The following is a 15,733-nucleotide window of genomic DNA, read 5'->3' as shown; positions in this document are numbered from 1 at the left end:
ATATATGGCACACGGAGATCACTATAAACAGAGCGGCAAGCCGACAGAAGCTAAGAAAACCTTCTTCAGGATAATGACATATCTTGCTAAGGATAAAAAACTCTTGATCGTTATCGGTTCTCTTATAATTATCAGCATTGGGTGCAACCTTGTTGGTTCATATATGATACGTCCTATCATCAACAATTATATCATTCCGGGAAACTATGAAGGACTACTTCATATACTCATTATTCTCGGAGTTATATATCTGATAGGTGTAGCCGCTGTATATATACAATACAGGCTGTTAAATAGAATAGGTCAACGTGCAGTTACCCGTATGCGTACAGATCTGTTCAAGAAGATGGAAAAGCTGCCTATCAAGTATTTCGACACGCATCAGCATGGCGACATCATGAGCCGATATACAAATGACATAGATCAGGTGAGCAATGCTCTTACTGATGGCTTATCGGATATGCTGACCAGCTCACTGATGCTGGTAGGAATATTCACACTTATGATTTATATAAGTCCTATACTAACCTTAGCAACCCTAATCACCATACCTCTCATGTTTCTTAGTGCCAAAACGATTGTAACGCGAAGTAAGAAATACTTCAAAGCACAACAAGATACACTGGGAGACACAAACGGGTATATAGAAGAAATGATTAGCGGGCAAAAAGTTGTAAAAGTATTTGGCTATGAGAAAAAGGTAGAACAGGACTTCGAACAACTGAATCAAAAGCTAAATGAGAAATCAAAAAAAGCACAATTTTACTCGGGAATGATGATGCCTGTTATGCAGAACCTTAATACTTTAAACTTTGTAGTTGTTACTATAGTGGGCGGGCTACTTGCTATATTCAGAGGCTTTGATGTCGGTGGATTGGCTGCATTCCTTCAATATTCCCGTCAGTTTGGTCGCCCTATAAATGAGCTTGCCGGCCTTTATAATAGCATACAAGCGGCAATGGCAGGAGCAGAACGTATCTATCAGGTAATAGATGAGGCTCCCGAACAAGAAGATGCTCCGGATGCGATGAACCTCAATGATGTGAAAGGTGATCTAAAAATGAAAGATGTCTATTTCGGATACAAACAAGACAAGCTAATTCTGAAAGGAGTATCACTGCATGCAACACCCGGAACGAAAATAGCTCTAGTGGGAGAAACAGGCGCAGGAAAGACAACTATATTAAATATGCTTCCCCGCTTCTTCGACATTAAATCCGGAGAAATAACAATAGATGGAATATCAATACATAATATAAAAAGAGAAAGCCTTAGACAGTCGATGGCTATCGTACTACAAGATACCCATTTATTTACAGGAACAGTATGTGAAAACATCCGCTTTGGGCGACCGGAAGCGACAGATGAAGAAGTAATACAAGCGGCAAAACTAACAGCGGCTCATTCGTTCATCAAGCGGCTACCAAAAGGATATCACACTATGCTGGAGAATGATGGTGCAAATCTCAGTCAGGGGCAGCGACAACTGTTGAATATAGCACGAGCAGCTATTGCTGACCCTCCTATCCTTTTACTCGACGAGGCTACCAGCAACATAGATACCAGAAGCGAACTCCTTATACAAAAAGGACTTGACAAACTAATGGAAGGCCGTACGAGCATTATCATAGCACACAGACTTTCCACTGTACGTAATGCAGACAGAATACTCGTACTCGATGATGGTCAGATAATAGAACAGGGGACACATACAGAGCTCCTTAACCTCAAAGGGAAGTATTACAGTCTGTATCAAGAACAGTTTGAGGAATTTTAGTCGAGTTATGCTAAAAAGCCATATAATAATCAGATAGAAACCAAAAGGAGTAAAATTAACAATATATCTTATCCTCATATTTAAATAATCTTGTACTTTTAGCCCAATTTTCGAATTAGAATAATGAAAGAGAATCACAAAGTTCCGTTTAGCGCATTAGGTGTCGTTTTAGCAATAGGTATCGTATTTGGAGATATTGGTACATCGCCTTTATATGTGATGAGAGCCATCTTGAACACCCTACCTGCCGGGCAACACAGCCATGCGGAATATATTCTCGGTGCTATATCTTGTGTGATATGGACTTTGACAATTCAAACCACTCTGAAATATGTCATCATCACCCTTCGTGCCGATAATAAAGGTGAAGGTGGTATCCTTTCTTTATATGCCCTTATCCGCCAAAAATACCGCTGGGCTTATATCCTCGCAGGTATCGGTGCAGCTACATTGCTTGCCGATGGTATTATAACTCCTGCCATGACCGTTATGTCTGCCGTAGAAGGTCTTCAACCAATCGCTCCGCACATACCGGTTATACCTATCACAGTAGCTATAGTACTCATCTTGTTTCTGGTACAACCCTTCGGAACAGGCTCTTTGGGTAGATACTTCGGCCCACTGATGATCATCTGGTTCACTATGATGGCCGTGATGGGTCTAAGTCAGGTAGTACACGACCTGAGTGTATTCAGAGCTTTTAACCCCATGTATGCCATTCGCTTTCTGATAGAAGTACCACAGGCGATGATTATACTTGGTGCTATATTTCTATGTACAACTGGAGCAGAAGCCTTGTATTCGGACTTAGGACATTGTGGATTAAAGAATATACGCATTTCGTGGATCTATGTCAAAGCAGCTCTTATACTCAATTATTTAGGACAGGCAGCATGGATTATCAACAGTGGACATGTAACCCCTGATGTAAATCCTTTCTTCTCAATGATGCCCGAGTGGTTCAGACTCACAGGTGTAATAATGGCTACTGTGGCGGCAATTATTGCCAGTCAGGCGTTGATAAGTGGATCTTTCACCGTTATCAGTGAAGCTATATCGCTGAATATCTGGCCAAATGTAAAAATACAATACCCTACTAACATCAAAGGACAATTATACATTCCATCCATCAACTATATGATGATGGTACTTTGTCTTATCATCATACTCACAATGCAATCTTCGATGAAGCTGGAAGCGGCCTATGGTCTAGCCATCACCCTCAGCATGTTGATGACCAGCGCCTTGCTATTCCTTTACTTTATGAAAAAGAAGAGACCTTTGTGGTTTACTATCCCACTCACTTTATTCTTCGTTATCATAGAACTCAGCTTCTTCTTCGCAAATATGCAAAAGTTTGCACATGGAGGATTTATTCCTATTATAATTGCAGGAGTACTACTGCTTCTGATGTATTCATGGTATAACGGACGGCGTATTAAACGTCACTATACAGTTTATGATCAGGTAGATGAGCATTACGTCAGCCAATTATTAAAGATAAGTGACGACACAACCATACCTAAAGCAGCTACCCATCTGGTGTATATAGTAAAGGCGAATAATAAGAACTTTTTGGAGAGCAAGATTGCTTATTCCTTATTTAAACGAACACCCAAACGAGCTGACACATACTGGTTTGTAAGAATAAAAAGAACCGATGAGCCGTATGAATTCAGTTACGAAACAACGATATATGCACCTAAGAAAATTTTCCGTGTCAATATACGTGCAGGGTTTAAACTAGGAATACATACAGACAAATATGTAAACCTGATAACCAACGAATTGGAACGTCTAGGCCTTGTAGATTTAACGTCTCGATATCCATCTATGCAAGATGCTAAAGAGAAACGAGGAGACTTTAAGTTTATGATCGTAGACCGCATATTCCGCAACGTACACATGAACCCTTCAAGACAGATTATCTTAGGATGCTACAACCTTGTGAAGAGATTAACAACTTCAGACACACAGATGTATGATATAGATCCATCTCTTGCTGTTGTTGAGACTGTACCTTTAAGACAAGTAGACCATACCGAAGAGCAACTGAAAGACCTGCTGAATCAAGCAAATGAAGCGGAATAGTTAAATTCGAAGTCCGTCCAGCAGCTTCACATAAAGCTCTATAGCCTCCCTTATTTCACTCAAATGAATATATTCGTTTGCTGTATGCGAACGGGCTGAGTCTCCGGGGCCCATCTTCAAAGTAGGGAAAGGCATAAATGTCTGATCAGACAACGTAGGCGATCCATAAGGAGTTTTTCCAATAATAATAGCACGTTGAACAAATGGATTTTCGAGAGAAATCCTGGATGAATTCAGGCGAAAAGACCGGGGTTTTACCTCACAATCTGTATGCGTATCTATAATATGATAAAGCTCTTCATTACTATACAATTCGTTGCTTCTTACATCTACAACAAAGTCACACTTATCGGGTACTACATTATGTTGTGTTCCTGCACTCACCATACTTACAGTCATCTTTACAGGCCCAAGCAAATCGCTTGTTTGCGGGAACTCGTACGTCCGAAACCATTCGATATCTTTAATTGCCTTATAAATGGCATTTTCTCCTTCGTTACGGGCAGCATGTCCCGCTTTTCCGTACGATGTACAATCAAGGACTAAGAGGCCTTTCTCTGCAATAGCAGGATTCATCTGGGTAGGCTCACCCACAATACCAAACGCAATTTCCGGAAGTTCGGGAACAACAGCCTCCGCTCCGCCATTGCCGGAAACTTCTTCCTCGCACGACGCTAAGAAAATCAAGTTATAATCTTGTTTCTTTTGAGTCAGCATAAAGAAAGCATGCAACAAGCACACCAAGCTGGCTCCCGCATCGTTACTTCCCAATCCGTAGAGTGTGTCACCATCTTCTTCGGGAAAGAAAGGATCTTTTGTCCAGCCGGATACAGGACGAACGGTATCCATGTGCGAATTGAGCAGGATAGTAGGTTTTGAAGAGTCAAAATCTTTGTTACGAATCCAAAGATTATTTCCCTTTCTATCGGGAGAAAATCCCATCTTACGCATGCACGAAATTATTACTTCTGCTACATTATGCTCCTCTCTACTGAAAGACGGAATACTTATCATTTCCTTCAATAGGTCGACTGCATTGTAGTATAAAGCATCAATATCCTGTTCCATAGATTTTACTTTTTAGTGAAAAGGTGACAAAAGTGACACTTTTTCTACTGTTTTGAGTTGTTACTTTTTTCTATTATTGAAGCGCATCAAGCACTTATATTAGATAATTTTGAGTATTAATTATAGCTATTCGAACAAAGTATAACTTTATTCTTTATCACGTATAATTAGCTCACCGATCTTTAAATCCAACGGCGTAGTGATCTTTATATTAGTTACCTCTCCTTTTACAAGATGCACATTTACGCCCATAGCTTCTACAACCGAAGCATCATCGGTAAATGTTTCTTTGAAATCCGTTTGATAGGCTTTTTTGAGAACATTCACATAGAAGACCTGAGGCGTTTGTACCAACCGTATTTTAGACCGATCAACAATTCGGCTTTTATCCTCATCAACAACTTCTCTGAGGCTGTCGGTAGAGTCTATAACAGGTATAACGGCAGGACATTCTTCCTCCGCAGCATCAAAACACCGCTTTATCATTTCCACCGAGCCAAAAGGGCGAACTCCATCTTGCACGCCAACCAATCCATCAGCCACAAGAGCCAACCCGTTTTTCACAGAATGGAAACGAGTTTCTCCTCCATTAGCAATTGCATGCTCTATCGTGAAGTTATATTCTTTGCACAGTTTTTTCCAATAGTCCTGATGAGAGACAGGCAACACCAGAATAATATTTATATCCCGATCAAACCTATAAAAAGCCTCTATTGTACGCATAAGAACGGGTTTACCGCCGATAGGAATAAACTGTTTCGGCAAATCATTACCCATGCGCAGCCCTTTTCCTCCGGCTACTATAATGACATTCTTTTTCATTCTATTTCGTCCAGAATCTTTTGTATTTCTACATTCGTCTTTTGCAGTTTATCTTTGCAAAACTTAATAAGGGTTGCCGCTTTTTTTACTTTTTCGAGAAGGATATCTACATCCAAATCGTCATTTTCGATACTGCCCATAATGTCCTGCAACTCCTGCATTGCTTCTCCGTATGTTTGCTCTTTCTTTGCCATAATTCATTATTAGTTACAAGAACAAATTATAATTATTTCTATCATTTATTACCAACCGAACTCAATTCTTCTTTTTTATTCCAATTCTATTAACTGGCGATTGCTTTAATCAACATATATATAACCGTAGCAACAGCCAAGGAAAGTATTGCGAACTTCAGTTTTTCAAGAAGTGTATAACTTCTCTTGAGTGCAATATTTATCTCTCCAAACTTATCTATAAAATAGGCATTTCGCCCCTTTTCCATAATTAGCGCTAATCCATCGGAAAAAGAATAAACCCTCTCATAAATAAGGGACACAACTACTTTATTTTCCTTGTTTATAAATCCCCATTTACCATGCATCTTTGCAGCAGCCAAGCCCTCTGAAAAACTAGATAAATCTTCATATATAAAAGGAATGATTTCTTCTCCCCTTTCATTAATAAAGCCGTATTTACCGTTTAAATTGACATACGCTAATCCCTCTGAATATTCGGGAGCAATATCGTCATATATAAAAGAGACTATTTCATTACCGACCTTGTCGATCACTCCCCACTTCTTATCTTTAGCGATACAAATCAGACCATCTTTACATTTTACACCTTCCGAACGATCATATATAAAGGGAATAACTTCATTACCCAAAGCATCGATAAATCCGGATTTTTCATCTTTGCAAACACAAATAAGCCCTTCGCTAAACTCGAATATGTCATCATAGACAAATGGTACGACTTCGTTACCCTGCTTGTCAATTACGCCGGCTTTACCATCCTTGAAAACACCACAGAGATCTTCCGAAAAGCAGTTTATCGTATCATAAAGGTAAGGAATCACCAATACTCCCTTTTTATCGATAAATCCCCACTTACCATCCTTGCATACCCCGGCTAATCCATTCGAAAAAACATCGGCATTTTCATACTCGATAGGAATAACCTCGTTACCGGCTTTATCAAGATATCCGCATTTTCCATTCTTTTGTACCATTACCAAGCCTTCGGAATAACTAAAAGCCATTTCATAGATACAAGGAACAACCAATTCTCCGAATTTATTAATAAACCCTGTCCCCGATTTTCGTATAATGTGTGCCATCCCCTCTTGAAAACTGAATGCGTAGGAGAAAGGTATCGGATTATTATTTACACTCATCTTTTGTTATAATTATTCTACAGTAGATTTTATCTTTCCATCAGCAAAAACAGTAGTCAGTTTATCTCCTTTTTTCACTGCACTGCTTTGTTTTATCACTTTCCCATCTTTCATTGTCAAAGTATATCCTTTTTTCAGAATATTTTCGGGAGACGCCAAAAGAAGGTGTTTCTCATACATTTCCAGTTGCGTATTTTCATCCTTAAACTTTTGCAAAGCAACTCGTTTTAAAGTATTCTCCAACACTGTAAGATTGTTTATACTCTCTTTATTTAATTGCTGCGATTCCCTGACAAGGACATCCTGAAACGAAGACAACTTATTCTGATTTTCTTTATGTGAACTTTGCAAACCTCTTATCAAAACATTCTTTGCAGAAGCTAGGATTGCATCCTGCTCTTTGAGCCATGCTTTAAGTAAGAATGTATTCTTTGTTTCAAAAACACTTAAACGTACAGCTTCATCCTGTAGTCTTTGCGTAACGATAGAAACAATATCATGAGCCATTTCGTCCAATTCCATCGCTGTTTCCGCAATATTCGAAATCAAAAATTCTGCAACAGCAGTCGGGGTTTTCATACGTGTATGCGCTACGATATCTAGAACCGTATCGTCCCGCTCATGCCCTATTCCTGTTATTACAGGCAAAGGGAACTGTGCACAGCTTGCCGCCAAAAGGTAAGAATCGAAGCTACTCAAATCCGAAGTCGCTCCTCCTCCCCGAATAATAACTACGGCATCGAAACAGTCCTGATATTCATAAATACGCTCCAATGCTGAGATTATAGAACTCTCGGTGCGCTCACCTTGCATAAGAGCGGTAAATAATTTGGTATAAAAAATAAATCCATAAGGATTATTTGCCAATTGATCGAGAAAATCTTCATATCCTGCTGCTGTGGGAGAAGATATAATTGCAATCTTATTTGTGGGAATAGGCAACTCAAGTTCTTTATTTAAGGAAAGGACTCCATCTTCTTCCAATTGTTTTATTATTGCGGCTCTATTCAACGCCTGATCTCCGAGTGTATAAGTGGGATCGATATCGTGAACCGTGAGCGTGAATCCGTATAATTCATGAAACTCAACACTTACCTGAACTAAGACTTTCAGTCCCGATGAAAAGGTCTGTTTTGTCGTGTTCTCGAAATACGCCTTGAGTATATAAAACGTATTTGCCCATATCATCCCTCGGGCTTTAGCGATCAGGGCTCGCCCGTTAATATCCTTCTCTATGAACTCGAGATAGCAATGCCCATTCTGGTTGACACGCACATCACTTGTCTCAGCCCGAATCCAAAACACTTCGGGAAGTGTATCTTTTAAGACACCCTTGATGAGATTATTCAATTCATACAGAGAGATCGCCGGGCGGTTCATTTCTTTCCTTTCTTTACGGGCTGTTGCACTGCTGTTTTTTTATCAACCAACTGCTGTGCTATTTCCATCGCCTTTTTCATATCGGGAATACCATAACCATAATCCTTGTTCGGATGATCATAAATATCAGAAGATTGCCTTACGACCTCTATTATCTCCTTGTTGGTCAATACAGGGAAAGCCTGCCATAAGCAAGCTACCATACCGCACATGATAGGTGAAGAGAAAGAAGTTCCGCTTTTATATGTAACCAACCCATTATCTCCCACTACTGTTGCTCCTTGTCCGAGAGCCATTACATCAGGTTTTATCCTAAGGTCTTCGGTTAAGCCTCTTGAACTAAACGGAGCTATAACAGAATCTTTCTGAATAGCACCTACCGTCAATATATTGAAGGCATCGGACGGCGGAGTTATTTTCTCCCATTCCGAATCTCCAGAATTACCCGCACTGATAACGACCAATATTCCTTTCTTGGCAGCAGCATCAGCCGCGCGAGATATAAGAGCCGTTCTCCCTGTCAGGTCTTCATGTGTATAGCTTTTTGCCGGATAGTCGAAACTATTATAACCGAGTGATGTATTCACTACATTAACGCCAACACTATCGGCAAACTCGATAGCCGCCGCCCAGTAATCCTCTTCTATAGGATACTCACTACGCGCATCTTCAGAACCTAACAACCAAAAACTAGCTTCAGGAGCTGTTCCTACGAATTGCATAGGCTTATTCGTCCCAATGCAAGACAACACATTTAATCCATGCTGATTGGCTCTATTAAACATATCTTCATTTTCGTAAACAAAGCCTTTATATCCTTTGATATCCAAATTGTCTAACATCCCGATTTGAGGTAAATGATTAAAGCCGGCATCTATTACCGCAATTGTCATCCCTTTACCTTTATACCCCGCATCATGAAGGTATTGCCCGTTATTAATTTTGATATTATTTTTTCCTCTTGCGTAGTAATCGCCAAACACAACAGTTTCCACAGCCGGATATGCGATTATACTATCCTTCTTTGTTTCTTCTACCGGCTTACCTCTCCATACAAACAATGCATCCGACACAAAAGGCAACGCCTTATACTTATCAACCATTGCACTATCCGAACAGTGAACCGCAACAGTTCGTTGCCACTTGCTTTGTGCTACAACTTTTCCTCCAATACTTTCAATCGCTTTTATATACTCTTGAGATATCGGAAGATCGGTTTCATCGATCTTTATATTATATTTCTGTCTCCTTTCAAGCGACTTAGCGGACAGAAAGTCTTCCGGCTTATCAATAGAATAATCGCTTTTTTTATCCTTGAGTGTAAGGCGGAATTTATAATTATATTCCTGAGAGAATACAGAAAGTGAAGCTACTAGCAAGAAGCAAACAAAAAATGCAAATCTTTTCATATCTTTATTCATATGTTTTATACAAAAATAAGGATAATAGCTTTTAGTTGGTATAAGATGTATCGTTATTTGTAAAATATAGAAGGTAAAACAAATTATATTAATGAATTAATAAGATTATAGATCATGGAAAATTTAAACAGCTTAAAGGCTCTAAGTCATAAAATAGAAAAAGAGGTAATATCTTATTCGGAAGAAATAATCAATTACCTCAAAGAAAACTATATAGAATAAAGAGAAGGTGTGTCGCTATAGCAAATTACCAATCTTGAAACCTAAGAAAGCTGTTCGTGGCAAGCTAGGGCCATAAATGTATGAAGGGTCACGGTCGATACCTTTGTCAAAGTCTTTCTGATATGAATTGAAAATATTTTTCACTCCGGCAAACCACTCTATAGTAATATTACCCGCAAGCCTCATATCATAATGGAACTTAACTCCTGTATCAAAAAAGGTTTTTGACTTGCGCAATTCTCCAGCCTCGGGGTTAGCGATTTCAGGACCAAAATACGGAACTAACATTTTGCCTGTATAATTACCCGTTGCAGACACCCCGAAATTACGAGCAAACTCCCAATCCAGCGCTAAAAATCCGTAAGCGTCAGGTGTTCGGAAAAACTTCTTTTCACCGAAAGTTTCATCACTCACTTTGTATCGGCTCGACTGAACAGTAAATCCAGCATTCAGGCTTAATTTATCTGACGGCATAAGCTTCACCTCTAGGTTTACACCCTGAACAGCAGCTCCATCTTTTGAATTGATACGAGTATAAATCACTGTTCCATTTTCATCAGGCTCACCAATTTCATTTCTGAATGGATTATGCAGTTTATTATAAAACCCTTCTACCAGAATATTTGTATTGATTCCTCCTATTTTTTTATTAAAATCGAACGACAGTGTAAAGCTAGAGCTATTTTCTTGTTTTAGATGAGGGTCGTTTTTGTTGATCACCTGACGAGAACCCGATGTTTCTATATGAAGATCTTCATCAAAAATTTGCGGAGCACGATACCCCCTTGAGAAGCCAATACGGGTTTGTAAATACGATGAAATATCATACATTATACTTGCCCGGGGCACAACTACCGTTCCTGATTTATCACTGTCGGCCTGCTTATCATCGATAGAATAATGTTCTACACGTGCTCCGGCAAGGAATTTTGCTTTTCCTACTTTTATCTCATATTGTGCAAAAGCTCCTGTAATATTCAAAGCTTGATCAGACACTATGCGATTCGGTACATGCGTGACAATGATATCTGTACCTGCGTCATTCAGTTTATATTCGGGGTATCCCAGTTTCATGTCGGTAAGGTGCGAGCCGGTATGCTCCACTCCACCTATTAATGTCGAGATATCGTTGACGGACAGCTTATACTGAGCACCTATATTATAGGTTTTATCCTTTGTATTTCCATAATCGCTCAACGACTGTTTGGCTCCATAGTAAGAATCGCGATCAAGATATTGTCCAGAACCGAATACTGTAAGCAAATCACTCTCTCTGAAATATTGTTCGTATGTCAATGCTCCGGTTATCATATCATGCTTTACCGACTCGGAGATATCTCTTTCGTGGTCGGGATAGTCTTGTTTATTTCCACCTTTGCGCTCTTCTCGGATATTAAAAAAGTCGAGGCTCAATTTACTTCTGTATGCAGGACGATAAAAAATACGAGTTCCTATAACCGTATTCTTCATCGGTGCTATTTCAGAAAAGCTATCGCCATTTGCGTCAAACATATTACGATCTCGCATATTTCCGAAAACAGAGATACCCGTTTTATGATCTTCGGTTACCAATGTAGCATTAAACGTTGCGTTATAATCTGCGACAGAGCCATTCGACCCGTTTACCCCCATTCCTATAAGAGATGTATTTAACCCGGCTTCGAAGCTATTTGTTTTCGGGTCTTTAAGTATAAGATTTATTGTTCCTGCAATTGCATTCGAACCATACAAAACAGAGCCGCCGCCTCTGACGACCTCGATACGTTCAAGCATATTAGACGGAATAAGTTCAAGCCCATATACTCCCGCCAGACCACTAAATATAGGACGGCTGTTTATCAATATCTGCGAATAAGGACCTTCCATTCCATTCATTCTCACCTGCGAAAAGCCACAGTTCTGACAATCATTTTCATAACGCAGCCCTGTACAAAAGTTAAGTCCTTCGCCTAATACAACCGACTGCGTGGTTTCAAGCATTTTTGTACTTATCGTATTCACAATTACAGGGGCTTCGGTACGTTTCTGAGAGGTACGCCCTGCAGTTACCACTACTTCATTAAGATTAAGGGCATCTTCTTCTACCTCGAAATTAATTTCTATAGATTTGCCTCTTCTGAGCTCAACCTCTTTTTCCTGCGGTTTGTAGCCGATTCCCTGTGTTACAACTATAAACTTTCCTTCGGGTAAGTTCGTTAATGCATAATGTCCGGTGGCATCGGTAGATACACCTATTGTTGTATTTTTCAGTACAACATTTATAAATGGGATATGCTCACCTGTTTTTGCATTCACTACATGACCAAATATATTGGCATCTGTTCTGATCAGGTTAGCATGTATAAACGAAGAGAAAAATAGAAGAAGAATAAACAATAGAAAGTGCTTAGAAAGACGTTTTAAAAAATTCATAGTGTGTTTAAAATAAGAATAGATAAATTGTTGTTTCTGGATGCGACGCGAAGGTATAAAAATCAAGAAAATCCTACAATCACCATTTCTAGGTATTTTAACTATTCCAAAACCACATTACAATATTTTTCACTGATTACAACTTCATATTTATAAAAGCAAAAAATCCGCAATATTTAAATTACGGATTTTCTTTTTTATGTATTTAAAACACTATAGGGCCTCCTCCCGGATGACCTCCGGGGTTTCTACCTCCCCAGCCTCTATCTCCTCCATCCATATCTTCTCTTTTTGTACCCTTCCCAAATATTTGGAACTTATACACAAAATTGACCATAAAGTAACTGTTGATCGTATTAGATATGGACTCCTGTATATATAATGCATTCTGATCGATATTTATATTACTTCTCTGCTGTAAGATGTCATATATTTTGAAGCGCAGCAAAGCATTCCCTGTATACTTATTTTTAAATATGCCTTTCAGCATCGAATCCATATTATAAGTTAACGAAGCATTCCACAACCACTCGTTCAACTTATATCCGGTAGTATAACCCGAGTTAGTCGAATATTGAATATCGGATTGTAAAGTAAGCCCCAAAGGTAAATAAGTGGTGAAGTCACCCTTCGCTCCATAATTAAATGTCTCTCTGTCCTGATCGGTTGAAATGGTATTTTTTATATTGTTATATCCGAAGTTACCGCCTATATTCAACAAAAAGCGAGCATCACTCAACGTTCTTATCTGATCATCAAGAGAACCGGTGCGAAACTGCAATGTCATATTTTCTCTAAAGTTATATGTATCCGCCTTATTTTCTTTTGCATTTATAAATGTAGTATTGCGGCTATATCTACCCATTGTGAATGCATTAATCGAAAACTTCTTATTTCGGAGAGGAGTATTATATGTCACTCCCATAAATCCATCCATATTACCATCTACATTCTTATAAGTCATTTCACGTCCCTGATCCTTGTATGTAGAAACGTTCACGATAGCATCCATCGTATAATTGAAATTTGTAAAGACTGATAGGTTCGAGTTTCTGTTTGTATTGAAATTCTGATATCTTCCTCTCAAACTATGTTGAAAGCTTGGTTTCAAATCGGGATTACCATAAGTAACATCAAAACCGCTTTGAGAGATAATACCATCATATAACTGAGTTGTGGTAGGCTGCGATGTTCTTCCGCTATAATCTACCCGAAGAGTGTTTCTTCTATCCCATTTATAATTAAACTGGGCATTAGGGGCAAAACTGAGCGAATTACGTGGTTTTATATCTTTCTCCGGTTGCCCGGGCTGAAAAATACTGGTTTTAGATCTTGATGGCTCTAATCCAACGCCCAATGTATAGTCAAATTTCTCTCTAATCGATTTAAAATTCAGAGAGACATTTTGATTAAGGAAATCATTTTTCACATTGCGTGTATATTCTTCCGCTATCACATTATAATTTCCTTCGGCATCTTTATTGTAAGCCTTGCGGTCAGTTTCAGAATGGTTGTTACGCAGATTATAAGTTAATTGCAAAAAATTGTTTCTACCCAAAGGCTCTACATACGAAACAAATGCACGCCAGTTATAACCTTTGTCATCTTGCAATGACTTTTGATCCCTGATCGAATCATTCTTAAGAGGGTCTGCATAGATAGAATGAGAGTAATCATAACCTTCACTGTCCGAATTATTCAGACCTCCTGAAAAACTGAAACTCAATACTCGTCCCTGGCTATTCAACTTACGACTGATATCGAGATTTCCGCTCAACGAAAGCCCTTTTCCATCAACCGTATTCCAAGACGATTCCTTGTAGTTTCTCTCAGGATTATCAGCAAATGAAGTTTCACTTTCTCCTTCTTGATCATTTCTGTTCTTATTGTATTGGATATTTGGTCTGAAAACGATCCTTGTCAATGAATCGGGAGTCCATTCGAAGCGAAAATTTGCACCGAAGTTATCGCTTTTATTATTTCCAAAGGAATTTCCGTTTTGTGTTTGGCTCGTTCCTGTAAATCTTCGGCTTGTAATACTAGACACATCATTATCAACAGAGCCATACCGAACATTTCCGCCATATTTTAGCTTATCCGAATACTCAGTAGCAAAATTGAACCCTCCATTCAGTGTTTTTGCGACTCCATTGTTCGCTCCGAATCTCAATCGTCCTCCGCCTCGTCCACTAAATGCACTCGAGGCAAAATCTGAGAAACTGGCATTATTTGTATTATTTAATCCTCCTAACAGTGTAAACTGAGTATTATCGCGCATGTAGTTAAACACCCCATTTGCCTCATAACGCTTTTTACTGCCATAGCCGACATAAGTATCGCCCATAAAACCCTGCTTCATACCTTTCTTTATCGTTAGATTGATCACGGTTTCGTCATCGCCATCATCAAAGCCGGTCATCTGAGACATGTCAGATTTACGGTCAAGCACCTGAAGCTTATCTATAATATTAGCGGGCAAACTTTTAGATGCAACTTTGGGGTCATCGCTGAAAAACTCTTTCCCGTCTACAAGGAATTTTTTAACTTCCCTTCCGTTGATCGTTATTTTTCCATTCTCATCTATTTCAGCACCGGGCATTCGTTTTATCATATCTTCTACCACATCGCTTTGCTGGGCCTTATACGAGTCGGCATTGTATTCTATGGTATCGCCTTTCACTTGTACCTCTATGGCCTTAGCTTCCACTACAGCCTCCCCAAGCATAATAGCATCTTCTTTCATGTATATATCTCCTAAGGACACAGACTTTTGGGCATTTGCTTTGAAGTACTGATCAGTATATCCGATAAATGATATTTGAGCAATATAGCGTCCTTGTCTGACTCCTACGCTAAATTTTCCTTTCTCGTCCGTCACCGTACCAGTTACATAGGCACTATCTTTAGCNNTACTGGCCATCTCTATCGGCTCTTTCATTTCATTGTCGAATACTGTTCCTGTTATCGCTGTGGTCTGCGATTGTGCACTCAATCCTAAAAATACACATAGAAATAAAAGTATGGGGATATTCCTTTTCATTTTCCTTTTAATTATTTTTGACTGATTTGTGTGACTGGCAAAACATTAAAAGGTTTAATTATATTTCTATTTTTTATAAATCTTTTTATTTTACTATCTTTTTATATCTTTATAAAAGAAGAAACAGCAAGGATAATCTTTCTGAAAAAGAGTTATCTTTGTAT

At 38.9% G+C, this 15,733-nt stretch carries 10 protein-coding genes; 2 read left to right on the top strand and 8 right to left on the bottom strand.

Going from position 1 to position 15,733, the window contains the following annotated elements; all coding sequences use genetic code 11:
- Positions 1-4: 4 nt before the first annotated feature.
- Together B3P17_RS00050 and B3P17_RS00045 are read left to right on the top strand one after the other, a co-directional pair.
- Entirely contained in the window at positions 5-1,777 is a 1,773-nt protein-coding gene (locus B3P17_RS00050; protein ID WP_252637945.1) for an ABC transporter ATP-binding protein, read from the top strand.
- A 123-nt stretch (positions 1,778-1,900) separates the two neighbouring features.
- Entirely contained in the window at positions 1,901-3,868 is a 1,968-nt protein-coding gene (locus B3P17_RS00045) for a KUP/HAK/KT family potassium transporter (protein WP_252637946.1), read from the top strand.
- Here B3P17_RS00045 and B3P17_RS00040 read toward each other — a convergent pair whose 3' ends face one another.
- The 8 genes from B3P17_RS00040 to B3P17_RS00005 form a co-directional block, all read right to left on the bottom strand.
- Positions 3,869-4,936: a M20 family metallo-hydrolase gene (locus B3P17_RS00040; RefSeq protein ID WP_252637947.1), complete on the bottom strand. Its 1,068-nt coding sequence runs from the start codon at positions 4,934-4,936 to the stop codon at positions 3,869-3,871. It lies immediately after the preceding gene.
- A 147-nt stretch (positions 4,937-5,083) separates the two neighbouring features.
- Positions 5,084-5,758: a 2-C-methyl-D-erythritol 4-phosphate cytidylyltransferase gene (locus B3P17_RS00035; protein WP_252637948.1), complete on the bottom strand. Its 675-nt coding sequence runs from the start codon at positions 5,756-5,758 to the stop codon at positions 5,084-5,086.
- The gene (xseB, locus tag B3P17_RS00030) at positions 5,755-5,952 is read right to left on the bottom strand and encodes an exodeoxyribonuclease VII small subunit (protein ID WP_252637950.1); all 198 of its coding nucleotides are present in this window, start codon (positions 5,950-5,952) and stop codon (positions 5,755-5,757) included. The genes B3P17_RS00035 and xseB overlap by 4 nt, the downstream gene beginning before the upstream one ends.
- A gap of 89 nt (positions 5,953-6,041) precedes the next feature.
- Positions 6,042-7,094, bottom strand: coding sequence for a WG repeat-containing protein (locus B3P17_RS00025; protein WP_291102379.1), 1,053 nt, complete (start codon positions 7,092-7,094; stop codon positions 6,042-6,044).
- A 12-nt stretch (positions 7,095-7,106) separates the two neighbouring features.
- Positions 7,107-8,474 (bottom strand): exodeoxyribonuclease VII large subunit, encoded by a 1,368-nt coding sequence (gene xseA, locus B3P17_RS00020; RefSeq protein WP_252637952.1) that lies wholly within the window; start codon positions 8,472-8,474, stop codon positions 7,107-7,109.
- Positions 8,471-9,883, bottom strand: coding sequence for a S8 family peptidase (locus B3P17_RS00015; protein WP_252637954.1), 1,413 nt, complete (start codon positions 9,881-9,883; stop codon positions 8,471-8,473). The genes xseA and B3P17_RS00015 overlap by 4 nt, the downstream gene beginning before the upstream one ends.
- Before the next feature lie 249 nt (positions 9,884-10,132).
- Entirely contained in the window at positions 10,133-12,529 is a 2,397-nt protein-coding gene (locus tag B3P17_RS00010) for a TonB-dependent receptor (protein ID WP_252637955.1), read from the bottom strand.
- A 205-nt stretch (positions 12,530-12,734) separates the two neighbouring features.
- Complete coding sequence (locus B3P17_RS00005) at positions 12,735-15,569, bottom strand: TonB-dependent receptor (RefSeq protein ID WP_291102371.1); 2,835 nt, start codon at positions 15,567-15,569, stop codon at positions 12,735-12,737.
- Positions 15,570-15,733: the final 164 nt, after the last annotated feature.

This window comes from Dysgonomonas sp. UBA7630, from assembly GCF_002483985.1.
GTDB lineage: Bacteria > Bacteroidota > Bacteroidia > Bacteroidales > Dysgonomonadaceae > Dysgonomonas.
This window is presented reverse-complemented; position numbering and strand designations above follow the sequence as displayed.

Bases quoted from the DNA above. Each gene is read 5' to 3' on its own strand.
- B3P17_RS00015 (WP_252637954.1), bottom strand. From the start codon at position 9,883: ATGAAAAGATTTGCATTTTTTGTTTGCTTCTTGCTAGTAGCTTCACTT.
- B3P17_RS00010 (WP_252637955.1), bottom strand. From the start codon at position 12,529: ATGAATTTTTTAAAACGTCTTTCTAAGCACTTTCTATTGTTTATTCTT.
- xseA (WP_252637952.1), bottom strand. From the start codon at position 8,474: ATGAACCGCCCGGCGATCTCTCTGTATGAATTGAATAATCTCATCAAG.
- B3P17_RS00040 (WP_252637947.1), bottom strand. From the start codon at position 4,936: ATGGAACAGGATATTGATGCTTTATACTACAATGCAGTCGACCTATTG.
- B3P17_RS00045 (WP_252637946.1), top strand. From the start codon at position 1,901: ATGAAAGAGAATCACAAAGTTCCGTTTAGCGCATTAGGTGTCGTTTTA.
- B3P17_RS00025 (WP_291102379.1), bottom strand. From the start codon at position 7,094: ATGAGTGTAAATAATAATCCGATACCTTTCTCCTACGCATTCAGTTTT.
- xseB (WP_252637950.1), bottom strand. From the start codon at position 5,952: ATGGCAAAGAAAGAGCAAACATACGGAGAAGCAATGCAGGAGTTGCAG.
- B3P17_RS00035 (WP_252637948.1), bottom strand. From the start codon at position 5,758: ATGAAAAAGAATGTCATTATAGTAGCCGGAGGAAAAGGGCTGCGCATG.
- B3P17_RS00050 (WP_252637945.1), top strand. From the start codon at position 5: ATGGCACACGGAGATCACTATAAACAGAGCGGCAAGCCGACAGAAGCT.